19 protein-coding genes are annotated in these 23,116 nt (G+C 69.2%); 16 read left to right on the top strand and 3 right to left on the bottom strand.

Going from position 1 to position 23,116, the window contains the following annotated elements:
- Window positions 1-151 precede the first annotated feature (151 nt).
- The 4 genes from D9601_RS09070 (at window position 152) to mmsB (ending at window position 4,335) form a co-directional block, all read left to right on the top strand.
- Window positions 152-1,693, top strand: a complete 1,542-nt coding sequence (locus tag D9601_RS09070) for a CoA-acylating methylmalonate-semialdehyde dehydrogenase (protein WP_198353658.1) — start codon at window positions 152-154, stop codon at window positions 1,691-1,693.
- Between the two features lie 5 nt (window positions 1,694-1,698).
- Complete coding sequence (locus D9601_RS09065; protein WP_198353656.1) at window positions 1,699-2,199, top strand: hypothetical protein; 501 nt, start codon at window positions 1,699-1,701, stop codon at window positions 2,197-2,199.
- Window positions 2,196-3,341 (top strand): acyl-CoA dehydrogenase family protein, encoded by a 1,146-nt coding sequence (locus D9601_RS09060; RefSeq protein WP_198353655.1) that lies wholly within the window; start codon window positions 2,196-2,198, stop codon window positions 3,339-3,341. The genes D9601_RS09065 and D9601_RS09060 overlap by 4 nt, the downstream gene beginning before the upstream one ends.
- Window positions 3,342-3,411: 70 nt before the next feature.
- Window positions 3,412-4,335: a 3-hydroxyisobutyrate dehydrogenase gene (gene mmsB / locus D9601_RS09055; RefSeq protein ID WP_269769677.1), complete on the top strand. Its 924-nt coding sequence runs from the start codon at window positions 3,412-3,414 to the stop codon at window positions 4,333-4,335.
- A 49-nt stretch (window positions 4,336-4,384) separates the two neighbouring features.
- On the opposite strand, the gene D9601_RS09050 is transcribed toward mmsB, so the two are convergent.
- Entirely contained in the window at window positions 4,385-4,993 is a 609-nt protein-coding gene (locus tag D9601_RS09050) for a L,D-transpeptidase family protein (RefSeq protein ID WP_198353651.1), read from the bottom strand.
- 209 nt (window positions 4,994-5,202) lie between these two features.
- Here D9601_RS09050 and D9601_RS09045 point away from each other — a divergent pair, with 209 nt between their 5' ends.
- Window positions 5,203-5,919, top strand: a complete 717-nt coding sequence (locus tag D9601_RS09045; protein ID WP_198353649.1) for a murein L,D-transpeptidase catalytic domain family protein — start codon at window positions 5,203-5,205, stop codon at window positions 5,917-5,919.
- Here the strand turns inward: D9601_RS09045 and D9601_RS09040 are convergent.
- Window positions 5,901-6,983 carry a glycosyltransferase family 2 protein gene (locus tag D9601_RS09040; protein WP_198353648.1) on the bottom strand — a complete coding sequence of 361 codons (1,083 nt, stop codon included), beginning with the start codon at window positions 6,981-6,983 and terminating at the stop codon, window positions 5,901-5,903. The two genes, D9601_RS09045 and D9601_RS09040, sit on opposite strands and share 19 nt — an antisense overlap.
- Complete coding sequence (locus tag D9601_RS09035) at window positions 6,980-9,499, bottom strand: DegT/DnrJ/EryC1/StrS family aminotransferase (protein WP_198353647.1); 2,520 nt, start codon at window positions 9,497-9,499, stop codon at window positions 6,980-6,982. The genes D9601_RS09040 and D9601_RS09035 overlap by 4 nt, the downstream gene beginning before the upstream one ends.
- 140 nt (window positions 9,500-9,639) lie before the next feature.
- Between D9601_RS09035 and D9601_RS09030 the strand changes: the two genes are divergently transcribed.
- The 11 genes from D9601_RS09030 to D9601_RS08980 all read left to right on the top strand — a co-directional run bounded on the left by D9601_RS09030 (window position 9,640) and on the right by D9601_RS08980 (window position 23,089).
- Window positions 9,640-10,149: a MarR family winged helix-turn-helix transcriptional regulator gene (locus D9601_RS09030; protein WP_198353646.1), complete on the top strand. Its 510-nt coding sequence runs from the start codon at window positions 9,640-9,642 to the stop codon at window positions 10,147-10,149.
- Window positions 10,146-11,549: an efflux transporter outer membrane subunit gene (locus D9601_RS09025; protein WP_198353645.1), complete on the top strand. Its 1,404-nt coding sequence runs from the start codon at window positions 10,146-10,148 to the stop codon at window positions 11,547-11,549. The genes D9601_RS09030 and D9601_RS09025 overlap by 4 nt, the downstream gene beginning before the upstream one ends.
- Window positions 11,546-12,757, top strand: a complete 1,212-nt coding sequence (locus D9601_RS09020; protein ID WP_198353644.1) for an efflux RND transporter periplasmic adaptor subunit — start codon at window positions 11,546-11,548, stop codon at window positions 12,755-12,757. The genes D9601_RS09025 and D9601_RS09020 overlap by 4 nt, the downstream gene beginning before the upstream one ends.
- 11 nt (window positions 12,758-12,768) lie before the next feature.
- Window positions 12,769-14,316, top strand: a complete 1,548-nt coding sequence (locus D9601_RS09015; protein WP_198353643.1) for a DHA2 family efflux MFS transporter permease subunit — start codon at window positions 12,769-12,771, stop codon at window positions 14,314-14,316.
- A 215-nt stretch (window positions 14,317-14,531) separates the two neighbouring features.
- Entirely contained in the window at window positions 14,532-15,242 is a 711-nt protein-coding gene (locus D9601_RS09010; RefSeq protein WP_198353642.1) for a response regulator, read from the top strand.
- Window positions 15,239-16,549 carry an ATP-binding protein gene (locus D9601_RS09005; RefSeq protein ID WP_198353641.1) on the top strand — a complete coding sequence of 437 codons (1,311 nt, stop codon included), beginning with the start codon at window positions 15,239-15,241 and terminating at the stop codon, window positions 16,547-16,549. Before D9601_RS09010 ends, D9601_RS09005 begins: the two co-directional genes overlap by 4 nt.
- A gap of 238 nt (window positions 16,550-16,787) precedes the next feature.
- A complete protein-coding gene (locus tag D9601_RS09000) occupies window positions 16,788-17,489 on the top strand; it encodes a carbonic anhydrase (RefSeq protein WP_198353640.1) in 702 nt (233 codons plus the stop codon).
- Window positions 17,489-18,997: a SulP family inorganic anion transporter gene (locus D9601_RS08995; protein WP_198353639.1), complete on the top strand. Its 1,509-nt coding sequence runs from the start codon at window positions 17,489-17,491 to the stop codon at window positions 18,995-18,997. Before D9601_RS09000 ends, D9601_RS08995 begins: the two co-directional genes overlap by 1 nt.
- Before the next feature lie 242 nt (window positions 18,998-19,239).
- Entirely contained in the window at window positions 19,240-20,088 is an 849-nt protein-coding gene (locus D9601_RS08990) for a TorF family putative porin (RefSeq protein WP_198353638.1), read from the top strand.
- A gap of 169 nt (window positions 20,089-20,257) precedes the next feature.
- A complete protein-coding gene (locus D9601_RS08985) occupies window positions 20,258-21,376 on the top strand; it encodes a glycosidase (protein WP_232474019.1) in 1,119 nt (372 codons plus the stop codon).
- 147 nt (window positions 21,377-21,523) lie between these two features.
- Entirely contained in the window at window positions 21,524-23,089 is a 1,566-nt protein-coding gene (locus tag D9601_RS08980) for an alpha-amylase family glycosyl hydrolase (RefSeq protein ID WP_198353637.1), read from the top strand.
- The last annotated feature ends 27 nt before the right edge of the window (window positions 23,090-23,116 follow it).

Below are 23,116 nucleotides of genomic sequence, written 5' to 3'. Positions count from 1 at the left end.
CGATCCGTCCAGCCGACCCACTACCGCGACCCACGCGTCGTCCAAGCCCGGCGCAACAATCGATCGCCCCGCCGTTATCCTCTTGCGCGCCGCCGCCCAGCCTGCGAACGGACAGGCAAGAGCTGCGACAGAGCGGCAAGGAGGATAGAGGATGCATACCATCGATCATCTGATCGTCGGGGCAGGTGCGGGCGGAGCGAGCGGCTCCGTGGCCCGTAGCGGCGATGTGTTCGACCCCAATACCGGCCAGGTTCAGGCGCGCGTCACGCTCGGCACGCAGGCCGATCTCGACCGTGCGATCGCCGCCGCGCAGTCCGCGCAGCCGGGCTGGGCGGCGACCAATCCGCAGCGGCGTGCGCGCGTCATGTTCCGCTTCAAGGAACTGGTCGAACGCGAGATGGACAGCCTCGCGCATGTGCTGTCGTCCGAACACGGCAAGGTGATCGCCGACGCCAAGGGCGACATCCAGCGCGGGCTGGAGGTGATCGAATTCGCCTGCGGCATCCCGCACGTGCTGAAGGGCGAATACACGCAGGGCGCCGGTCCCGGCATCGACGTCTATTCGATGCGCCAGCCGCTCGGCATCGGCGCGGGCATCACCCCGTTCAACTTCCCGGCGATGATCCCGATGTGGATGTTCGGCGTCGCCATCGCCTGCGGCAACGCCTTCATCCTCAAGCCGTCGGAGCGCGATCCCAGCGTGCCGGTGCGCCTCGCCGAACTGATGCTGGAGGCGGGCGCGCCGGAGGGTATCCTGCAGGTCGTCCATGGCGACAAGGAGATGGTCGACGCGATCCTCGATCACCCGGCGATCAGCGCGGTGAGCTTCGTCGGATCGAGCGACATCGCCCATTATGTCTATCGCCGCGGCGTCGACGCGGGCAAGCGCGTCCAGGCGATGGGCGGGGCGAAGAACCACGGCATCGTCATGCCCGACGCCGACCTCGATCAGGTCGTCGCGGACCTCGCCGGTGCGGCGTTCGGCTCGGCGGGCGAGCGCTGCATGGCGCTGCCCGTCGTGGTGCCGGTCGGCGAGCGGACCGCGGACGCGCTGCGCGACAAATTGGTGCCCGCGATCCGCGCCTTACGCGTCGGCGTGTCGACCGATGCGGAGGCGCATTACGGCCCAGTGGTCAACGCCGCGCACAAGCAGCGCGTCGAGAACTGGATCGGCACCGCGGTCGACGAGGGTGCGGAACTGGTCGTCGACGGCCGTGGCTTCACGTTGCAGGGGCATGAGCAGGGCTTCTTCGTCGGCCCGACCCTGCTCGATCGCGTCACGCCGCAGATGCAATCCTATCAGGAAGAGATCTTCGGCCCGGTCTTGCAGATCGTCCGCGCGCCCGATTTCGAAACGGCGGTGCGCCTGCCGAGCGAGCACCAATATGGCAATGGCGTTGCGATCTTCACGCGCAACGGCCATGCCGCGCGCGAGTTCGCCGCGCGCGTCAATGTCGGCATGGTCGGCATCAACGTGCCGATCCCGGTGCCGGTCGCCTATCACACCTTCGGCGGCTGGAAGCGCAGCGCGTTCGGCGACGTTAACCAGCACGGCACCGAAGGCGTGCGCTTCTGGACCAAGGTCAAGACGGTGACGCAGCGCTGGCCCGACGGCTCCGCCCTGCCCGGCGGCAGCGAGGATGGCGGCCCGAGCCGCATCCAGGACGCCTTTGTCATCCCGACGATGGGGTAACGACCATGCGCAGTCTTGTCCTCGCCGCCCTCGCCCTGCCGCTTGCCGCCTGTGGTGGCGGCGGCAAGGAGGGCGCCGGCAACAACAGCCAGCAGGCCGCGACGATTCAGGAGCAGGTGTCCGCCAATCTGACCGACGATCCGCAGAACATGATGGTGCCGATCACGCCGCCGTCGCCCAGTCCAATCGCCGCCATTCCCACCGCCTTCCAGGGGCGCTGGGGCATGGTCGCCAACGATTGCGACCCGGCACGCGCGGACAACAAGGGGCTGCTGACGATCGCCGGCAACCATTTGTCTTTCTACGAATCGCGCGGCGATGCCGCCAAGATCCGTACGACCGGGCGCAACCGCATCGCCTTCGACCTGCCGATGAGCGGCGAGGGCATGACCTGGTCCGAACCGACCGTGCTGACGCTGGAAGGCGACGGTCGAACGCTGATCCGCGAAACCACCGGCCCGGCCGACCGCGCCGGCTCCAACCGCTACCAGAAGTGCCCGGCATGACGAACCAGTTCGACCTCACCGACGATCAGCGCGAGATTCAGGAACTCGCGCGCCGCTTCACCGCCGACCGGATCACGCCGTTCGCGGGCGAGTGGGACGAGAAGCACCATTATCCCGTCGACGTGTGGAAGGCGGCGGGCGAGCTCGGCTTCGGCGCGATCTACGTCAGCGAGGACTCGGGCGGCATCGCGCTCGGCCGGCTCGAGGCGGCACTGGTGATGGAGGCGATGGCCTATGGCTGTCCCGCCACGTCGGCGTTCATCTCGATCCACAATATGGCGGCCTGGATGATCGACCGCTTCGGTTCGGCGGACCTCAAGCAACGCTACCTGCCCGGCCTCGTCACGATGGAGACGATCGGCAGCTATTGCCTGACCGAGCCCGGATCCGGCTCCGACGCGGCGGCGCTGAAGACGACGGCGCGACGCGATGGCGACCATTTTATCGTGAACGGGACGAAGCAGTTCATCTCAGGGGCCGGCTACAACGACGTCTATGTCTGCATGGTGCGGACCGGGGAGGAGAAAAGCCGCGGGATCAGCGCGATCGTCGTCGAGAAGGGCACGCCCGGCCTGTCGTTCGGCGCACCTGAGAAGAAGCTCGGCTGGAACGCCAGCCCGACCGCGCAGGTGATCTTCGAGGATTGCCGCGTACCCGTCGCGAATCTGCTCGGCGGCGAGGGCGAGGGCTTCCGCATCGCGATGGCAGGGCTGGACGGCGGGCGGCTCAACATCGGCGCCTGCTCGCTGGGCGGAGCGCAGCGCTGCCTCGACGAGTCTATCCGCTACACCCGCGAACGCCAGCAGTTCGGCCAGCCGATCGCCGACTTCCAGAACACCCAGTTCATGCTCGCCGACATGGCGACCGATCTGGAGGCGGCGCGCGCCCTGCTCTATCTGGCGGCGGCTAAGGTCGGCGCGGATGCGCCCGACAAGTCGCGCTTTTCGGCGATGGCGAAGCGGCTGGCGACGGACAATGGGTCGGCGATCGTCGATCGCGCAATGCAGCTGCATGGCGGCTACGGCTATCTGAAGGATTATCCGATCGAGCGCTTCTGGCGCGACCTGCGCGTCCATTCGATCCTCGAGGGGACGAACCAGGTGATGCGGATGATCGTCGGGCGCGACCTGACGCGACAGTAAGCTCGACGCCGCGCCCCCTCTGCGCGTCATTGCGAGCGCAGCGAAGCAATCCAGGGCGGCGTGCGGTACGCTGGATTGCTTCGCTGCGCTCGCATCGACGAAAACGACAGAGGATACTGACATGGCACGGGTCGCGTTCATCGGGCTGGGCAATATGGGCGGCGGTATGGCCGCCAATCTGGCGAAGAAGGGGCATGACGTACGCGCCTTCGACCTCAGCGCTGAGGCGCTGGACAAGGCGAAGGTGGCAGGCTGCTTGCCCGTCGACAGTGCCGCCGCTGCGGTCGAGGGCGCGGAGGCGGTCGTCACCATGCTGCCCGCCGGCGCGCATGTCGAAAGCGTCTATGCCGATGCGGTGTTCGGCCGCGCCGCGCCGTCGGCGATCCTGATCGATTGTTCGACGATCGACGTCGCGACCGCGCGGCGGCTGGCCGAGCAAGCGCGCGCGCACGGTTTGGCGGCGGTGGACGCGCCCGTGTCCGGTGGCATCGCGGCCGCGGCGGCGGGGACATTGACCTTCATGGTCGGCGGCAGTGCGGAAGGCTTCGAGCGGGCGCAGCCGTTCCTCGCCGACATGGGGAAGACGGTGATCCATGCCGGTGCCAGCGGCGCGGGCCAGGCGGCGAAGATGTGCAACAACATGCTGCTCGGCGCGACGATGGTCGCGACCTGCGAGGCGTTCAAACTCGCCGAGCGGCTCGGTCTCGACCTGCAGACCTTCTACGACATTTCGTCGGTCAGCTCGGGGCAGAGCTGGTCGATGACCGCCTATTGCCCGGTGCCGGGGGTCGGGCCTGAGACGCCGGCGGATCGCGACTATCAGGGCGGCTTCGCCGCGGCGCTGATGCTCAAGGATCTGCGCCTGGCGATGCAGGCGGCCGGCGACGCCGGCGCCGCGACGCCGATGGGCGCGCGGGCGGCGGAATTGTACGAGGCGTTCGTCGCCGACGGGCAGGGCGGCACCGACTTTTCGGGCATCATCAAGACACTGTGATTCCGGTCGTCGACCCGGCTTGCGCCGGGGCGACGTTCATCGAAGCCGTTTACTGCGCTGCGACCTGCTGCAGCTGGCCCGTATTGGCGCTGGCGGTCTCCGCCGCCATCGCCTGGGCGTCATAGGCGGTCGGCGGAGTCCAACCCTCATCCGCGCTCGCGTCGGTGACCAACACGGGCGTGCCGACGCTGGTCACGCTGAACAATTTCTTGGCGAAGGCGGTCGGCACCCGGATGCAGCCGTGCGACGCGGGAAAGCCGGGGTTGTTGCCGGCGTGGATCGCGACGCCGTCCCAGGTCAGCCGCTGCATGAATGGCATGGGTGCGGCGTTGTACAGGTTGGACTTGTGCGTCTCCGCCTTCTGCAGGATGGTGAAGGTGCCGACCGGCGTCTCCTTGCCATCCTTGCCCGTGGAAACGGCCGATGCCGCGACCAGCGTCTCGCCGCGATAGACATAGGCCTTCTGATCGGCGATCGAGATGACGATGCTGAGCGGCTGCGTCGCCATCGACGGGGCGGTCAAATCGTCGCTCCACACGAAGCGGTTTGGTGCGAGTACGGCAGCCTCGTTCGCGAGGGCGGCGCCGTTCGACGCAAACGCCTGGCCCGGGGCGAGGGCCAGAAGTACGGCGCCAGCAAGGGCGAGCATGTCCTTCATTTCGGGTCCCTTTCGTCTCTCCCCCTTCGCCGGTTTCAACGCGCGCTTCGGCAAATCGTGCCGTGTCAAGTGAGAAAATCAGTTTCATCCGTCTACGCCGAACTGTGCGTGCAAGAGGCCAAGTCGCGGGAACCGCAGCAGAAAATTAAACGCCGATCCGCTATATGGGGTGAGTAAGCGGGATAGATGACCGGGGCTTGTCACCTTTCATGATCGACCAGAATGACGACGCGGTGCGCGGTCGGCGCGCCTTCCTGAAGAACGGTTTGGTGCTTGGCGCGACGCTCGCCGTTCCGGGTGCGGTGTCGGCGGCGCAGCGCAAGCTGACGCAGGCCGACCTGCGTCCGCTGGCCGAGCCACCGGTGCCGGCGTCGGCAGGGCGGGTCGTGGCAGCGCAGCCGGTCACCTCGCCGCGCGTGGTGCGGCCGGAGCTGCTGCGCCGCGCGATGGCTGCGCTGGATACCCACGGCAGCCGCGTCGCCAACCGCGACCGGATCGCGATCGCCGACATGGCGGCGCCGTCGGCCCAGCCGCGCTTTCACATCGTCGACCTCGCCAGCGGGCGCAGCCAGTCGTTCCTCGTCGCGCACGGCAGCGGGTCGGACCCCTCGCACACCGGCTATCTGAAGCGTTTCTCGAACGATCCGGGCTCAAATGCGAGCTGTGAGGGCGCATTCCTGACGTCAGACTATTATGTCGGCAAGCACGGCAATTCGCAGCGGCTGATCGGCCTTGACGCCACCAACGACAATGCGTTGGCCCGTGCGATCGTCGTCCATTCGGCCTGGTACGCCAATGCGGACATGATCCGCAGCCACGGCATGCTCGGCCGCAGCCAGGGCTGTTTCGCGGTCGGCGAGGGCGAACTGGCGAAGGTGTTCGCGGCGCTCGGGCCGGGCCGGATGATCTATTCGGCGAAGATCTGAGGGGATCGTGCCTGCTTGAACCGGCGGGCGGCACCGATGCCGCCCGACATCAGCAGCACGTCGAGGCCGGCATAGCCCAGGCCGAGATGCGCGGGCCGGGTGGCGACGAGGTCGCGGAGCGACAACGAGCCGCACCGCAGCGCGGCCCGCCCGACCGCGCCCCAGCGCCTTGCCGTTTCCCAGCGGATCAGCTTGCGGCTCTCTCGGTCGGGTGCATGGCGTGCGCAGAATTCGCTTTGCAGCCGCGTCATCGCCTCGCCCAGCCGGCGCAAGGTCGCCCGGTCGGTGACCGGCTCCCCGCCCATATTGTGCACGACGAGCAGCCGCGCGATCGCTTCCGCCGCGTCGCCGAACACGTCGCCGTGTGCCTCGGCCAGCACGCGGGTCGCGCTCGCCCGCATCGTCTCGGTGAAGCGCTTCGACGCGCCACCGGCATGCTGACGATAGACCAGCAGCGGTTCGTCGAGGCGGGCGATCCGGCCGATCCGCGCCATACGATGGTAGAGGTCGAAGTCCTCCGCATAGAGGATCTCCGGCCGCGTGAAGGGGACGAGCCGTCGCGCCGCCTCGGCGCGGACCATCACCGTCGACCAGACCAGGGGATTTTCGATCCAGCTCAGCCAATGGATCAGCGCCGGCGTGGTGTGCGGCGCATAGGCCATCGGCCGGACCCGACCGTCGAGCAATTGCTCTGCCTGAGTACCGAGCAGGGCGACGTCCGCATGCGCGTCGAGATAGGCGACCTGCTTCGCCAGCCGCTCCGGCCGGCATAGATCGTCCTGGTCGAGTCCCGCCCAATAGCGACCGCGTGCCGCCGCGAAGCCGCGGTTGCGGGTGCGCACCGGGCCGCTGTTCACCTCATTCTCGATCAGCCGGACGCGCGGGTCGGGCCAGTTGCGCACCAGCGCGCGCGTATCGTCGGCGGAACAGTCGTCGACGACCAGGGCTTCCCAGGCGGTCAGCGTCTGCCGCGTCAGGCTGTCCAGCGTCTCGCCGATCAGCGCGGCGCCATTGTAGCCGGGGATGACGACGCTGACGATCGGCGGGGCTGCGGCGTCGATCATGCCGCGGCGCGATCCGCCTGCGACAGGCCGGGCACGTCTGCCTCGTCCTCGACCGGCGCGCCGAGCAACTGGTCGACGATCATCTGGCCGACGTCGTTCTGCCACAGCCACAGGCCGTTGGCCTGGCCGCGGAAGCTCTTCTCGCCGCCCAGCCGGCCCCAGGGGACGAAGCCGGCGGACAGACCAATGCCATAGGCGCCGGGCACCGGCCGGCCGCGCGCGTCGAGGATCCGGCAATGGCGATCGACCATCGGCCGCCCGCTGTGATGGGCGAGTGCGATCGGTGCACCTTCGGCATCGAACATCGGCAGCGCGCGCGGGCGATAGCCGAGCGCGCCGACGACCAGATGCGCCTCTGTCAGGATCCCGCGCGCGGCGGGATCGTCGTCGCCGGTGATGACATGCACGGCGACGCGCGGATCGGGCACGCGGCCGCCGAGTCCGAGCATGCGCAGCACCAGCTCGCGCGATTCGAGCCGCAAGCCGGCGAGGCGCAGGACGAAGCCGCTGACCGGGCAGATGTCGTCCGCGTCGAAATCGGTGAAGCCGTCGGCATGGGCAGCGGCGATCGTCGGATAGAAAGGCTTGGGGTGGTTGCGGACGAGCAGGGTGATGCCGCCCGCGCCGAAGGCGAGGTCCGGTGACTTGAGCAGCAGCACCGCCGCGGCGAGCGCGCTGGTCGAGGCGCCGACGATCGCGATCCGCGGTGCGGGCACGCCGGCAAGCCGCGCGACGACCTGCTCGACGCCGCCGATCCGCAGCAAGGCGTCCGACCGGAGCAGTCGCATGCCCGCGGTCTGCGCCAGCGGCGCGCCGGCGACGACGGTGGCGGCGACCTGCGCGTCGGTCTGATAGCCGCCGGTCGCGACGACGATGCTGCGCGACAGCAGCTCGCGCTCGCCGCCCGGGCCACGCAGCGTGGTGCGCCAGCGGCCGTCGCCGGTCTGACGCGTGCCGAGCGCCTCGGTGCCGGTCAGCACCGTGCCGCCCTCGGCGACGAGGATGTCGCGCAGCCGCTCCGCCGTGACGGCAAGCAGGGGCGCGGTATCGGCGAGCGGCGCGCCGAGCTGGCCGCAATAGCCCTCCATCAGGCGCCCGGCGGGATGATGTTCGAGGGCGGCGAGTTCGGGATGGGGGTTGTTTCTTACCGCGGACAGGAAGGTTTCCGCGGTCGTGTCGGACCGGATCGCGTAGCCGCCGAGATTGCCGGGGCCGATCCGCTGGCCCCGTTCGACCAGGGTGAGGCCGTCGCGGGCGAGCGGGGCCAGCTTGCCCTGCTTGCTCGCCGCGGTCAGCATCGCGGTGCCGGCGGGGCCGCCGCCGATCACCAGACAGCCGCGCGTCGTCGCGTCCATCTCGTCTCCCAGCGTCCGCGCCGCGGCCTCGGCGACGCGATCGATCGCGCCGATCAGCCGCTCGGCGATGGTCCCGGCATCGGCGGCGTCCATCGCATCGGTGATCGGCAGGCTGAGCATGCGCGCCGACAGATCGTCGGCGACGGGGGTCGGCTCGATCAGCGCGACGCCCTGGAACAGCGGCTGTTCGCCGAGATGAGGACTGAAATACCGGCCAATCGCCACACCGTCCTCGGCAAGCGCGCAGGTGATCGCGTCACGATGCGCGGCGAGGGCGGCCGGCAGCAGCACGGGCATGAATTGCGTCGCCTGGCGGCGACCCTGCGCACGCTGGAAGGTGAATCCGGGCAGGGCCGCGCGATAGGCGGCGTCGATCGCCGCGCGCGCGGTGCAGATCGCGTCGATCTCCGCCAGCTTGGCGCGGGCCATCAGCGCCAGCACCTCGGGCAGCTTGGCATTGATGCCGGGCAAGGTGGCGCTGCGCCCCTGTTCGAAGCCGAAGTTGATCATGCTGCGCAATTGGTCGATCCGGGCGACGTCGCCGCTGTAGATCAGCCCGCCCTCCGCCACCGAGAAGGTCTTGGTGGCGTGCATCGAATAGACGAGGGTGAAGGGCGCGCCGCTGCCGAAGCCGCGGCCGGCCGCGTCGAGCGTACCGAGCGAGGCGGCGGCATCGATCACCACGCCGACGTCATAATGCCGCGCGAGCCAGGCGTAGCGGTCGAGGTCGATCGCCGTGCCGAAGGTCGCATAGGGGACGATGACGCCGATCCGTTTGCCGTGGCGGGCGAGCATCCGCTCCTCCGCCGCCGGATCGGCGCTCCAGCCGTCCGCATCGACATCGACGATCAGCGGGGTCAGACCGGCCCAGATCGCCGCCTGCGCCGTCGCGGCGAAGGTCATCGCCGGCATCAGCGCCAGCGTACCGGGCCGCGGCTGCATCCCTGCCGCCTGTCGCATCGCCACCATCAGGCCCAGCGTCGCATTGGCCACCGCCAGGCTGGCGCCGGTGCCGCCGAACAGCTGTTCGGTAACCTCCGCCTCGAATGCACGGACTTCGGGCCCGTTGTTGCTGAACACGCCCGATGCCTCGATACGCTCGAGCCCGTCGCGCATCGTCGACAGGCGGGGCGGGCGGGGAGCGATCAGCGGGAAATTCATCGGGCGCGGTCCTGTGACACGATGCGCCGTCGTACGTGGGCGGTCCTAAGAACCAGTTATCGTTAGGGAATGCAGGCAACGCACGCAGTATGACAAAAATGTCAATTGATTGCTCCGGCAATGGTTGCCAAGGCAACGATATGCCGTTTTATGACGAATCGAATTATACGCCGGAACAGTCGCTGGGCTATCTGGTCCGCCGCATCCACCAGCTGAACACGGCCTTGCTCGATCCGATCTTCGCGTCGGAAGGACTGACGCATGCGCAATGGTCGGCGATGATGTCGATCCAATTCGGCCGTGCGACCAGCTGCGCGGCGATTGCCCGTGACATCGCCCATGACAAGGGCGCGACCACCCGCCTGATCGACACGCTGGAAGAGCGCGGCTTCGTCGTACGCACCCGCGCACCGGACGATCGGCGCTGCATCAACCTCGCGCTGACCCCCGCCGGTACGGACGTCGCCACGCGGCTGCTCCACCAGTCTATGCAGCTGCTCAACGGCTGGCTGGACGGCTGGTCGCAGGAGGAGGTCGCGACCCTGATCGGCCAGCTGCAGCGCCTGCGCGACCGGATGCAGGCGGTCGCCGATGGTACGGTCGGCCTGCCCGGTTTCGTCACCGTTCGCCCCGAAGAGGCCAAAGCATGACCCGTTTCGCCCCGATCCTCGTCGCCGCGCTGCTCGCCGGCTGCGCCGTGCCGCATAGCCCGCCGGTCGTGGCGCCGGTCGCCCCGGCCGCACTCGGCCTCGGCACCGCCGCCGCGCCGCTGATCGCGGACGATTGGTGGCGCGGGTTCGGCGATCCGCAGCTCGACCGGATCGTCACCGACGCCACCGCCGGCAATCCGACGCTCGACGCCGCGCTCGCCCGCGTGCGGCAGGCGGAGGCTGTGCTCGCCAGCCGCCGTGCCGACGACGGTCCGAACGTGACCCTTGACGGTTCGGTGCAACCGCAGCGCCTGTCGGGCCGCTACATCATCCCGCCGCCTTATGGCGGCACCGTCCGCACGATCGGCCAGGTGCAGGGCAATCTGTCGTGGAATCTCGACCTGTTCGGTCGTCAGCGCGCCGCGATCGAAGGCGCGCGCGCCTCCGCCCGTGCGGCGGCGCTCGACGTCGCGGCGGCACGGCTGGCGATCGCCGGTTCGGTGGTGCAGACCTATATCGACCTCGCCCGTGCCGAGGCGCAGGCGCGGCTCGCGCAGCAAACGGTGACGACGCGCGAACAGTCGCTGCGGCTGGTGCAGACGCGCATCCGCAACCGTCTCGCCAGCAATCTGCAGGCCGAGGCGGCGGGGACGTTGCTGGCCCAGGCGCGCGAGGCCGCAGTGCGCGCCGAGGGTGCGCGCGCCATTGCCGCCAACGCGCTCGCCGCGCTGGCCGGCAAGGGGCATGATTATGCGTTGGGCATCGCGCCGACGACGCTGAACCTCGACACCGCGCTGACCCTGCCAAAGACCTTGCCCGCCGACCTGCTCGCCCGCCGGCCGGATATCGCCGCGGCGCAGGCGCGCATCGAGGCCGCCGCCGCCGGCCGCCAGGTCGCCCGCCGCGCCTTCTACCCCAACATCAACCTGGCCGCCTTCATCGGGCTGCAGGCGATCGGGCTCGGCAACCTCGTCGATCTCGACAGCAGCGCGGTCGGCGCCGGGCCGGCGATCCATCTGCCGCTGTTCGACAACGGCCGCCTGAAGGCGGACCTTGCCGGTGCCACCGCCGCGGTCGACATCGCCACGGCCGATTACAACGACCGCGTCGTCGGCGCGGTCCGCGACGCGGCGGACGCGCTGGCGCTCATCGACAATCTCACCGCGCAGCGCCAGCGCGCGGCCGAGGTCGTCCGCGGCCTGTCCGAAACCAACCGCCTCAACGCGATCCGCGTTTCCAGCGGCCTCGATAGCAAGCTCGACCTGGTCGACAACGATATCCGGCTGCTCGACGCACGTCTCGCCACCACCAACCTTGCCGCCGATGCGGCCCGCCAGCGCGTCGCGCTGGTGCTGGCGCTCGGCGGCGGCTTTTCGCCTGCGCAGGAAACCGCACGATGACCGATACCCGCACCCGTCCCGATACCGGCGCCGCCGGCCCCGACGCGGAAATCCAGCGGCCCGAGCCGCTCGTCCAGAAGGAGCCGGGCCGCCCGCGGGCGCGCCGCACCGGCTTCCTGATCCTCGCCGTGATCGTGGTCGTCGGCCTGGCGATCTGGGCGGTGATGCACTTCCTGCTCGCCAAGCCCGAGGAGGAGACCGACGACGCCTATGTCGCCGGTGACGTCGTCGCGGTCACCGCGCGCGATCCGGGCCAGATCGTCGCGATCCATGCCGACAACACCCAGACGGTGAAGGCGGGCCAGCCGCTGCTCGACCTCGACCCGGCGACCGCCGACGTCAATCTGGCCAGCGCCGCGGCCGAGCTGGCCCGCGCGGTTCGCGCCACCCGCGCCGATTTCTCCAAGGTGTCGGAGAGCGGCGCCTCGGTGGTGCAGGCGCGCGCGCAGCTGTCCGCCGCCACGGCCGACTACGCCCGCCGCCAGGGCGCGGCGGCGCAGGGTGCGATCTCGGGCGAAGAGCTGGCCCATGCCGCCGATGCGGTGAAGGTGGCCCGCGCCAACCTCAATCTTGCGACCAGCCAGCAGCAGCAGGCCCGGTCCGCGGTGCAGGGCACGGACGTCGATACCAACCCGGCGGTGCTCGCCGCGATCGCTGCCTATCGCCGGGCCGCGATCAGCCGCAGCCACATGCATCTGACCGCGCCGATCGACGGCGTGATCGCCCAGCGCACCGTGCAGATCGGCCAGCAGGTGCCGGCCGGGACGCCGCTGATGGCGGTGGTGCCGCTGACCCGCGTCTGGGTCGACGCCAATTTCCGCGAGACGCAGCTCAAGGATCTGCGGGTCGGCCAGCCGGCGACGGTGACCGCCGACATGTACGGCAAGGACGTGGTGTTCCACGGCCGCGTCGTCGGCCTGGGGGCGGGATCGGGCAACGCCTTCGCGTTGCTGCCGCCGCAGAACGCCAGCGGCAATTGGATCAAGATCGTCCAGCGGCTGCCGGTGCGCATCGCGCTCGACCCCAATGAGCTGCAGCGCAATCCGCTGCGCGTCGGCCTGTCGGTCAATGCCACCGTCGACACCGCCAACGAGTCGGGCGCGCGGCTCGGTCAGCCGGCGCGGCAGGCGTATAGCGGCCAGCCGACGGATGGGCGCGACCCCGCGGTCGAGGCGCGCATCCGCCAGATCATCGCGGCGAACCGGTAAGGCGCGCGGTCGTGGCTGGTCCTCCCGCTGCCGCCGGGCTGCCGCCGCTCGAAGGCGGGCGCCGCGCGCTGCTCGCCTTCGCGCTGGCGCTCGGCACCTTCATGATGGTGCTCGACAGCACCATCGCCAACGTCTCGCTGCCGACGATCGCCGGCAATCTCGGCGTGTCGAGCGACAATTCGACCTGGATCATCACCGCCTTCGCGGTCGCCAACGGCGTCGCGGTGCCGCTGACCGGCTGGTTGATGGGCCGGTTCGGCGTGGTGCGGACCTTCTGCGTCGCGGTCGCCGCCTTCACCTTCGCCTCCTTCCTGTGCGGCATCGCCTGGAACCTGCAGTCGCTGATCCTCTTCCGCATCCTGCAGGGTGCCTGTTCGGGGCCGATGATGCCGGGCAGCCAGGCGCTGCTGATCTCGATCTTCCCGCCCGACAAGCGTTCCACGGCGCTCGGCGTCTGGTCGATGACGACGTTGGTCGGGCCGGTGATGGGGCCGATCCTCGGCGGCTGGATCAGCGACAATTACCATTGGAGCTGGATCTTCCTAATCAACCTGCCGGTCGGCATCTTCTGCGCGCTGACCTGCTGGAACGGGTTGAAGATGCGCGAGACGCCGACGCGCAAGCTGCCGATCGACACGGTCGGGCTCGGCCTGCTGGTCGTCTGGGTCGGCGCGCTGCAGATGATGCTCGATCTCGGCAAGAACGCCGACTGGTTCAACGACACGACGATCTGCGTCATGGCGGTGATCGCCGCGGTCGGCTTCGTCGCCTGGATGATCTGGGAACTGACCGACGCCAACCCCGCCGTCGACCTGACGCTGTTCGCCAATCGCAATTTCGCAATCGGCACAATCGTCTTCTGCATCGGCTATGCGATCTTCTTCGCCAACACGCTGATCCTGCCGCTGTGGCTGCAGACCCAGCTCGGCTATACGGCGACCTGGGCGGGCCTGATCGCCGCGCCCAGCGGCCTGGTCGCGGTGATCGCTTCGCCGCTGGCGGCGCGACTGTCCGGCAAGATCGATGCGCGCATCCTCGCCAGCATCTCGTTCGTCGCCTTCGGCATCTCCTACTGGATGCGCGCGGGCTTCGTCACCGATGCGAGCTTCGTCGACTTCATGCTGCCGTTGCTGGTGCAGGGGATCGGCATGAGCATCTTCTTTCTGGCGATGGTGACGATCCTGCTCGACGGCATCGCGCCGCCGCGCATCCCGTCGGCGACCGGCATCTCCAACTTCGCCCGGATCGTCGCCGGATCGTTCGCGGCCTCGATCATCACCACCGCTTGGGACCGGCGCGAGGCGCTGCACCAGACGCGGCTGGCGGATGCCGTGGGGCAGGGGAGCGCCTTTCGCGCCGCATCGGAGCAGCTACAGCATCTGGGCGCGAGCTCGACCCAGGCTGCGGCGGCGATCACCCGCCAGATGGTCGGCCAGGCGTATCTGCTCGCCTCGACCGACCTGTTCCGGCTGTCCGCCTATCTGTGCGCGGTGATGACGGTGGTGGTCTGGTTCACCCGGCGACCGGCGCCGCCGAGCGGCCCGGTGGCGGCCGATTGAACCCGAGGGTGGCGGCGGACCCCGCATGGGGTCAAGGAACGCGAGGCCCGCCGGCCACCCCCATAATAGGTCGAAAACGAACATAATGAAAATGGGAATTAGTCGCGCTCGTTCATGACCGGCCGACCGCGTCCCGCCCGACCCGCCAAGCGTAAGGAAATGTGTCCGCGGCGGGCTTGGTTGACCGGTCCGGTCCACCCGCCTACCTCATGGCCATGACCGCCCCCACCATCCTCCTGGTCGAGGACGATCCCGCCCTGCGCACGCTCACCACCCGCGCGCTGCAGGAGAACGGCTATGTCGTCCGCCCCGCCTCCGCCGCGCCCGAGATGTGGCTGGCGCTGGAGGCCGGGCCGGTCGACCTGGTCCTGCTCGACATCATGCTGCCCGGTACCAGCGGCATCGATCTGTGCCGGGCCTTGCGCCAGAAGAGCGAGGTGCCGATCATCTTCATCAGCGCCAAGGGCAGCGAGATGGATCGCGTCGTCGGGCTGGAGCTCGGCGCCGACGATTATCTGCCCAAGCCGTTCGGCACGCGCGAGCTGATCGCCCGCGTGCGCGCGGTGCTGCGCCGTGGCCAGCTCGAACGGCGTTCCGGCGAGCGCGAGGACGGCGTGCTCAGCTTCGACGGCTGGACGGTGACGCTGCCGCGGCGCGAGCTGACCTCGCCGACCGGCGCGGTCGTCGACCTGACCGGCGCCGAATTCGACCTGCTCGTCGCGCTCGCCGAACATGCCGGGCGGGTGATCGCGCGCGAGCGGCTGATCGAGCTGTCGCGCACCCGCCTCGGCGACAGTTCGGACCGCAGCATCGACGTGCTGATCAGCCGGCTGCGGCGCAAGCTGTCCAACGCCGGCCAGGACGCGCCGATCATCACCGTGCGCGGCGTCGGCTATATGTTCAACACCGAGGTGACGCGCCGTTGAGGCGGTTGATCCGCCCGTCGGTCGGCCTGATCGGGCAGATCGTCGCGATCCTGCTGCTCACCATGGTGATCGAATTCGGCGTGTCGACGCTGCTCTACGAGCGCGCCAGCCAATTCTCGGTCCGTGACGACGAGGCGCGGCGGCTCGCCGAACATCTGGTGATCGCGCGGCGCCTGGTCGCCGAACAGCCGCCCTCCCGCCGGGCCGAGATGGCGGAGGACCTGACCACCGAACGCTATGCGATGCACTGGCAGCAGTCGCTGCCCGCGCCGCCGCCGATCGCGCCCGCGCTCGACAACATGCGGCACCAGGTCGTCGAGTGGGAGCCGTCGCTGCGGCACAGCGACCTTCGGCTGCGGCTGAGCTCGCCCGGGCGCAGCTCGGTGGTGACCGGCGGGCTGCAACTGCCCGACGGCAGCTGGCTGTATTTCCGCACGCTGGAGCCGATCCAGAACCTCAATCTCGCGACCGAACGCATCCTGCTCGCGCTGATCCCGGCGCTGGCGCTGATGATCCTCGGCGGGCTGCTGATCCGCCAGGCGCTCCGCCCGATGCGTCGCCTCGCCAGCGCGGCGGACAGTTTCGGCGACGGCGTTCACGCGCCGGTGCCGGAGGACGGGCCGGGCGAGGTCCGGCGCGTGATCGGCGCCTTCAACCGCATGGCGGCGCGGATCCAGCGACTGATCGCCGACCGCACCCAGGCGCTTGCCGCCGTCGGCCACGATCTGCGCACGCCCCTCGCCCGGCTGCGGCTGCGCGCCGACGGGGTCGAGGATGCCGCGGTGCGCGACGCGATCGGCCGCGACCTGGGGGAGATGGAGGCGATGATCGCCTCGCTGCTCGCCTTCCTGGGCGGCGACAGCGATCCCGAAAAGCCGGTGCTGACCGACATTGCGGTGGTCTGCGCGACGCTGATCGACGATGTCGAGGATCGCGACCTGCCCGGCGTCTACGACGGGCCGGCGCATTGCGAGGTGCGCGTGCGCCCGGTCGCGTTCAAGCGCGCGCTCGGCAATCTGGTCGACAATGCGCTCCATTATGCCGGCAACGTCGTGCTGCGGCTCGACAGCAAGGCGGAGGGCGTGAGGATCGCCGTCGAAGACGACGGGCCGGGCATTCCGGAGGAACAGTTGCGCCGCGTGCTCGAACCGTTCGTCCGCCTCGATAGCGCGCGGCCGCGCGACACGATCGGTTTCGGCCTCGGCCTGCCGATCGTCGCCAAGATCGTCCAGGGCGAGGGCGGCACGCTGACGCTGGGCAATCGTCCCGAAGGCGGCCTGCGCGCGACGATCTTCCTGCCGCGTTAACGCGGCGCCGCCGTCATTCCCGCGTAGGCGGGAATCCAGACTGGCTGACCTGGCGGCTCCTGCGACGACCTGCGCGTCTGGATCCCCGCCTGCGCGGGGATGACGGCCGGTGTGCGGGAAGAGTTGTGCGGCAACACTTTCTCACAGCGACGCGGCGTCGCAGCAAAATGCGGGCGGTATGGATCCTCCGTTGGGGCGGCGCATCGGCGCGGCCCCTCGTCGAGGAGGAGAGAAACCCATGAACAACGAAGTGATCGGCCGCGTCCTCGCCTTCGAGAAGAAGGTGTTCCAGGATCAGCATGCGCTCTATTCGACGCTCGCCCGCCACGGGCAGAGCCCCAAGGCGCTGATCATCTCCTGTTCCGATTCGCGCATCGTGCCGGAACACATCATGCAGGCGCAGCCGGGCGACCTGTTCGTCTGCCGCAACGCCGGCAACATCGTGCCACCCTTCGCCCAGCCGGCCGGCGGCACCACCGCGACGGTCGAATATGCGATCTCGGTGCTCGGCGTGCGCGACATCATCGTCTGCGGCCATTCCGACTGCGGCGCCATGAAGGGCCTGTCGGGCGATCCCGCCGACCTCGCCTCCGTACCCAATGTCGCGCAGTGGCTGCGCCACGGTGCCGCCGCGCGCCAGGTCGTCGACCGCAGCTATCCGGAACTGACCAATGGCGAGCGCATCCGCGCGCTCAGCCTGGAGAATGTCGTCGCCCAGATCGCCAATCTGCGCACCCATCCGTCGGTCGCGGCCGGCATCGCCCGCGGCGAGATCTCGCTGCACGGCTGGTTCGTCGACATCCACGAAGGCAATGTGCTGGGTCTGGACGGCAACACCGGCAAGTTCGTCGTGATCCGCGAGGATCAGGCGTTCCCGGTCGCGCTGCCCGCCGCCGAACGTCGCGCCAGCGACGTCGAATTCGCCCAGGCGGCCGAGTGATGCCAGCCTTCAGGCTACCCTCCACGGCGGTGCTGACGCGTGACTTCACCGCGTCGATCGTCGTCTTCCTGGTGGCGATGCCGCTGTGCATGGGCATTGCCGTCGCCTCCGGCGTGCCGCCGGAGAAGGGGCTGATCACCGGCATCATCGGCGGCATCGTCGTCGGCGCGTTGGCGGGGTCGCCGCTGCAGGTCAGCGGCCCCGCCGCCGGCCTGGCGGTGGTGGTGTTCGAATTGGTCCGCGACCACGGCATCTCCGCGCTCGGCCCGATCCTGATCGTCGCCGGCCTGATCCAGGTGATCGCCGGCGTTGCCCGTCTCGGCGGCTGGTTCCGCGCGATCAGCCCGGCGGTGGTGCACGGCATGCTCGCCGGCATCGGCGTATTGATCGTCGTCGGCCAGTTCCACGTGCTGTTCGACGCCAAGCCGCTGCCCAGCGGCCTCAAGAACCTTGCCGCGATGCCCGGCCGCCTGTTCGGCCTGTCGCCCGTCAACATCCAGGCGACCGAACTCGCCTTCGGCATCGGCCTGCTCACCATCGCCTGCATGATCGGCTGGGAAAAGCTGCGCCCGGCGTCGCTCAAGCTGGTGCCCGGCGCACTGGTCGGGGTGCTCGCCGGCACCTTCACCGCCATGGCGTTCGGGCTCGACGTCGCCCGCGTCAACGTGCCCGAATCGATCACCGCGGCAGTGACGCTGCCCGGCAACGACCTGGTCGCGCGGTTCATGGACCCGTCGATCCTCGCCGCCGCGCTCGCCATCGCCTTCATCGCCAGCGCCGAGACGTTGCTGTCGGCGGCGGCGGTCGACCGGATGCACGACGGCGTGCGTACCAACTACAACAAGGAACTGCGCGCGCAGGGCATCGGCAACATGCTGTGCGGCCTGGCCGGCGCGCTGCCGATGACCGGCGTCATCGTCCGCTCCTCCGCCAACGTCCAGGCGGGCGCGAAGACGCGGGCCTCGACGATGATGCACGGCGTCTGGATCCTCGGCTTCGTCGCACTGCTGCCGTTCGTGCTGCGCGAGATCCCGATGGCGGCATTGGGTGCGATCCTGGTCGTCACCGGTTTCCGCCTGGTCAGCATCAGCCACGCCCGCCATCTGTTCACGCATTATGGCCCGCTGCCCGCGCTGATCTGGGCGGCGACGCTGGTCACGGTGGTCGGCGCGGACCTGCTCACCGGCGTGCTGGTCGGCATCGGCCTGTCGCTGCTCGAACTCGTCCCCAATCTGCTGCGGCTCAAGCTCAAGGTGTCGGAAGGCGAAGCGGCGGGCGCGCATGCGATCGGCCTGGCTGGCGCGGCGACCTTCGTCTCGCTGCCCAAGCTGTCCGACACGCTCGACCGTGCGCCCAAGGGGCCGGTGCGGCTCGACGTCAGCGATCTCAACACCGTCGACCATACTTGTGCCGAGCTGATCAAGGACTGGTTCCAGCGCCGCCGCGCCGCCGGCGATGCGGTGGAACTGTTCGGCGCCCGCGGCAAGGTGGCGGCGCTGGCGCACTGATCCTCGCCTATCCGCATTCGTCATCCCCGTGGACCGGGGGTGACGGAACCCGCACCATTCGGACCGACGTGACGACGAGCAACATTTCGTCACGTTCAAGCAACCCGCGGGCAGCGTTGCTGCCTTAGCGAGGACCGTGCCCGGGCACGACCGGCGCGCCGTCTCATCCTCCTCCGAGACGAGTGTGCCGGCGGGTCCGGGCGCAGGAGGGACCTCACCGTCGTTCGTGTGAAAGGGGTCCCATGAAAGTTCTTCCGATTCTCGCCGCAGCCGGCGCCGCGCTGTCCGCCGTTCCTGCCGCCGCGCAGGAGACCGCGCCGCCCAAGCCCATCACCGTCACCGGCAGTGTTGCGCTCGTGTCCGATTACCGCTTCCGCGGCGTGTCGCAGTCGGACGAAGAGATGGCGATCCAGGGCGGCCTGACCGTAGCGCATGAAAGCGGCCTCTACGTCGGCACCTGGGCATCGAACCTCGCCGGTTGGGGCACGTTCGGCGGCGCCAATATGGAACTCGACCTGATCGGCGGATACAAGATGCCGGTCGGTGGCGGCGGCACGCTCGACGTCGGCCTGACCTGGTATATGTATCCCGGCGGCGCGTCGAAGACCGACTTCGCCGAACCCTATGTGAAGCTGTCGGGCACGATCGGGCCCGCCAGCCTGCTCGCCGGCGTCGCCTATGCGCCCAAGCAGGAGGCGCTGGGCAATTGGTACGCGACCGGCGCGGCGGCGCAATCGGGCGTCTATACCAAGCCGGGCGACAAGCAGGACAACCTCTATCTCTGGGGCGATTTCGCCGCGGCGGTGCCGACCACGCCGCTGACCGCCAAGGCGCATATCGGCTATTCGGACGGCAACCCCGGCCTCGGCCCCAACGGTACCTCGGTGGCGCCGACGGGGAAATATTGGGACTGGATGCTCGGCGCCGATCTGGCGGTGAAGGGCACGCCGCTGACGCTGGGCGTCGCCTATGTCGACACCGACATCAGCCAGCGCGAATCGGCCTATCTGCTGCCGAACTTTTCCTCGACCAAGGACGGCGGCCCGATCGCGGGCGCGCAGGTGGTATTCTCGGTCAGCGCGGCGTTCTAAATCCTCCCCGCTGCGCGGGGGAGGGGACCAGCGAAGCTGGTGGAGGGGGGGCTGCCTCGCAGCACAGCGCTGGTGGCGAGCCCCCTCCACCGCCTGCGGCGGTCCCCCTCCCCGTGCCGGGGAGGACTGGCTGCGCGGAACCCATCGGGCCGCCCGCCATTCACGCCGCATGATCCATGCCGACACGCTGATCTTCACCCCCGACCAGGTCGACCTCCGCCGCTCGCCGCTGCGCCGTGGCATCGCCGAGCCGACCTTCGTGCTCGGCGCGTTCAATCCCGGCTTCACCCGGCTGCCGAGCGGCAATCTGCTGCTGATGGTCCGCGTCGCCGAGGCGCTGTCGGAGCCGGTGCGCGACGATCACGTCCGGGCGATCCGCTGGACGCCGGACGGCTATGTGCTCGATCCCTGGCCGCTCGACCAGGTCGACATGACCGACCCGCGCCAGTTCGCGATCCGCGCGCACAAGCATCGCATCCTCGGCCTCACTTCGCTGTCCTGGCTGCTGCCCGTCGAACTCGATCCGACCGGCCAGCGGATCGTCGCGATCCATTACGACCAGGCGATCGAGCCCGCCGCCTCCTATCAATGCTATGGCGTCGAGGATGCGCGGATCACGCGCGTCGGCGACATGTGGTACATGACGACCTGCTCGGTCGGCGCCGAGCGGCATTGCACCACGCTCCACACCTCGACCGACGGCCTGCACTATCGGCTCGACGGGATCGTCCTCGATCATCAGAACAAGGACATGATCCTGTTCGAGGGCAAGGTGGCCGACAAGTTCCTCGCGCTGACCCGCCCGCTCGGCGAGGTCTATTTCGCCTATCCGCCCGACAGCCCCTGGGTCGGCGGGCCGTCGATCAACTTCGCCCAGAGCCCCGACGCCCTGCACTGGAAGCCGCTCGACGCGCCGGGATTGCGTGCGCGGAAAGGCTCGACCTCGGCGATGAAGATCGGCGGCGGGACGCAGCCGGTGCTGACGCCGGACGGGTGGATGATGATCTATCACGGTGTCGAGGCACAGGAGACGGTTGGCATCTATCGCAGTTTCTGGGCGCTGCTCGACCGCGACGATCCCAGCCGCATCCTGCGCATCGAGGACGAGACGCCGCTGATCGAGGCCGACCCGATGCTGACCGCGCCGATCGCGCACCAGATGTATCTGCCGACGCCGGTCGTCTTCTCGACGGGACTCGTCGAGGACGGCGACGACTACTTGGTCGCCAGCGGCGAGGCGGATCTCGCCTGCCGGATGACGCGCATCGCCAGGGCGCGCTTCGCCTGAGCCCCTGTCATGCCGGACTCGTTCCGGCATCCACCGTGCCGCACACCTCCTAGTCCCGGCGCATGCCGAGCCGTGGATGCCGGAACAAGTCCGGCATGACGGAACTTGGCGGGAGCGATACCGTTCGAGCGTGCGTAAGGGGCAGCAATGACACCGTGGTGGCAATCGGGCGCGATCTATCAGGTCTATCCGCGCTCGTTCCAGGATAGCGACGGCGACGGCATCGGCGACCTCAACGGCATTGCCGCGCGGCTCGACCATCTCGTCGCACTCGGCGTCGACGCCGTGTGGATCTCGCCGATCTTCCCCTCGCCGATGGCCGACTTCGGCTATGACGTCGCCGATTATTGCGGCATCGATCCGCGCTTCGGCACGCTCGCCGATTTCGACGCGCTGCTCGCCGCCGCGCACGAGCGGGGCCTCAAACTGCTGCTCGACTTCGTCCCCAACCATTCGTCGAGCGAACATCCCTGGTTCCGCCAGAGCCGGTCATCGCGCGACAATCCGAAGCGCGATTGGTACATCTGGCGCGACCCTGGGCCCGACGGCGGGCCGCCGAACAACTGGATCAGCGATTTCGGCGGATCGGCCTGGGCGTGGGACGAGGCCACCGGCCAATATTATTACCACGCCTTTCTGAAGGAACAGCCGGACCTCAACTGGCGCAACCCCGATCTCAGGCGCGCGATGATGGACGTGCTGCGCTTCTGGTTCGACCGCGGCGTCGACGGCTTCCGCATCGACGTGCTGTGGCACATGGTCAAGCACGCCGACTTTCCCGACAACCCGGCCAATCCGGATTACCGGCCGGAGATGGGCGAGATGCATGCCGTCCATCAGCTTCACTCGACCGACCAGCCGGAGGTGCACGGCATCGCCGCCGAGATGCGCAGCATCGCCGATTCCTACCCAGGCGACCGGGTGCTGATCGGCGAGATCTACCTGCCGGTCGAACGGCTGATGCACTATTACGGCCTCGACGCGCCGGAGGTGCATCTGCCCTTCAACTTCCAGCTGATCGATGCGCCATGGCAGGCGCGCCGGCTCGCGCGATTGATCGGCGACTATGAGGCGGCGTTGCCCCCCGGCGGCTGGCCGAACTGGGTGCTCGGCAACCACGACCGGCCGCGCATTGCGACGCGTGTCGGCGAGGCGCAGGCGCGGGTCGCCGCGATGCTGCTGCTGACGCTGCGCGGCACGCCGACGATCTATTATGGGGACGAGATCGGCTTGGCCGATGTCGCGATCCCCGCGGATCGGGTGCAGGACCCGCGCGAATTGCGCGAGCCCGGCCTCGGCCTCGGCCGCGATCCGGTGCGCACGCCGATGCCGTGGAACGACAGCGAAAACGCCGGTTTCACTACCGGCGAACCGTGGCTGCCGCTCGGGCCCGACTGGCGGACGCGCAACGTGGCTGCGCAGGGTGTGGACGACGCCTCGGTGCTCGTGCTGTACAAGCGGCTGCTGCACCTCAGGCGCAAGCATGCGGCCTTGGCGACGGGCGACTTCCGGTTGCTGGAGGCGGAGGGCGACGTGCTCGCCTACGAACGCTGGCAGGGCGACGAGCGGATCGTCGTGGCGCTGAACCTGAGTGCGGAGCCGCAGCCGTTCGTCATCCCGGAGGGTGAGGTGCTGGCGAGCACGCTCGGTGGAGAGCCCCAGCCGGGCACGCTGCGCGGCGACGAGGGCGTCGTCGTCCTGACCCGTCCATGACCATCCCTATTCGTCATCCCCGCGGAG

This window comes from Sphingomonas sp. MA1305, assembly GCF_016107325.1.
Lineage (GTDB): Bacteria > Pseudomonadota > Alphaproteobacteria > Sphingomonadales > Sphingomonadaceae > Sphingomonas.
Note: the sequence above shows the minus strand (reverse complement) of the source record. Positions and strands in the feature narration are given on the sequence as shown.

Excerpts from the sequence above, each read along its gene's own strand:
- D9601_RS09070 (WP_198353658.1), top strand. The coding sequence starts at position 152 with ATGCATACCATCGATCATCTGATCGTCGGGGCAGGTGCGGGCGGAGCG.
- D9601_RS09065 (WP_198353656.1), top strand. The coding sequence starts at position 1,699 with ATGCGCAGTCTTGTCCTCGCCGCCCTCGCCCTGCCGCTTGCCGCCTGT.
- D9601_RS09060 (WP_198353655.1), top strand. The coding sequence starts at position 2,196 with ATGACGAACCAGTTCGACCTCACCGACGATCAGCGCGAGATTCAGGAA.
- D9601_RS09050 (WP_198353651.1), bottom strand. The coding sequence starts at position 4,993 with ATGAAGGACATGCTCGCCCTTGCTGGCGCCGTACTTCTGGCCCTCGCC.
- D9601_RS09045 (WP_198353649.1), top strand. The coding sequence starts at position 5,203 with ATGATCGACCAGAATGACGACGCGGTGCGCGGTCGGCGCGCCTTCCTG.
- D9601_RS09040 (WP_198353648.1), bottom strand. The coding sequence starts at position 6,983 with ATGATCGACGCCGCAGCCCCGCCGATCGTCAGCGTCGTCATCCCCGGC.
- D9601_RS09035 (WP_198353647.1), bottom strand. The coding sequence starts at position 9,499 with ATGAATTTCCCGCTGATCGCTCCCCGCCCGCCCCGCCTGTCGACGATG.
- D9601_RS09030 (WP_198353646.1), top strand. The coding sequence starts at position 9,640 with ATGCCGTTTTATGACGAATCGAATTATACGCCGGAACAGTCGCTGGGC.
- D9601_RS09025 (WP_198353645.1), top strand. The coding sequence starts at position 10,146 with ATGACCCGTTTCGCCCCGATCCTCGTCGCCGCGCTGCTCGCCGGCTGC.
- D9601_RS09020 (WP_198353644.1), top strand. The coding sequence starts at position 11,546 with ATGACCGATACCCGCACCCGTCCCGATACCGGCGCCGCCGGCCCCGAC.
- D9601_RS09010 (WP_198353642.1), top strand. The coding sequence starts at position 14,532 with ATGACCGCCCCCACCATCCTCCTGGTCGAGGACGATCCCGCCCTGCGC.
- D9601_RS09000 (WP_198353640.1), top strand. The coding sequence starts at position 16,788 with ATGAACAACGAAGTGATCGGCCGCGTCCTCGCCTTCGAGAAGAAGGTG.
- D9601_RS08995 (WP_198353639.1), top strand. The coding sequence starts at position 17,489 with ATGCCAGCCTTCAGGCTACCCTCCACGGCGGTGCTGACGCGTGACTTC.
- D9601_RS08990 (WP_198353638.1), top strand. The coding sequence starts at position 19,240 with ATGAAAGTTCTTCCGATTCTCGCCGCAGCCGGCGCCGCGCTGTCCGCC.
- D9601_RS08985 (WP_232474019.1), top strand. The coding sequence starts at position 20,258 with ATGATCCATGCCGACACGCTGATCTTCACCCCCGACCAGGTCGACCTC.
- D9601_RS08980 (WP_198353637.1), top strand. The coding sequence starts at position 21,524 with ATGACACCGTGGTGGCAATCGGGCGCGATCTATCAGGTCTATCCGCGC.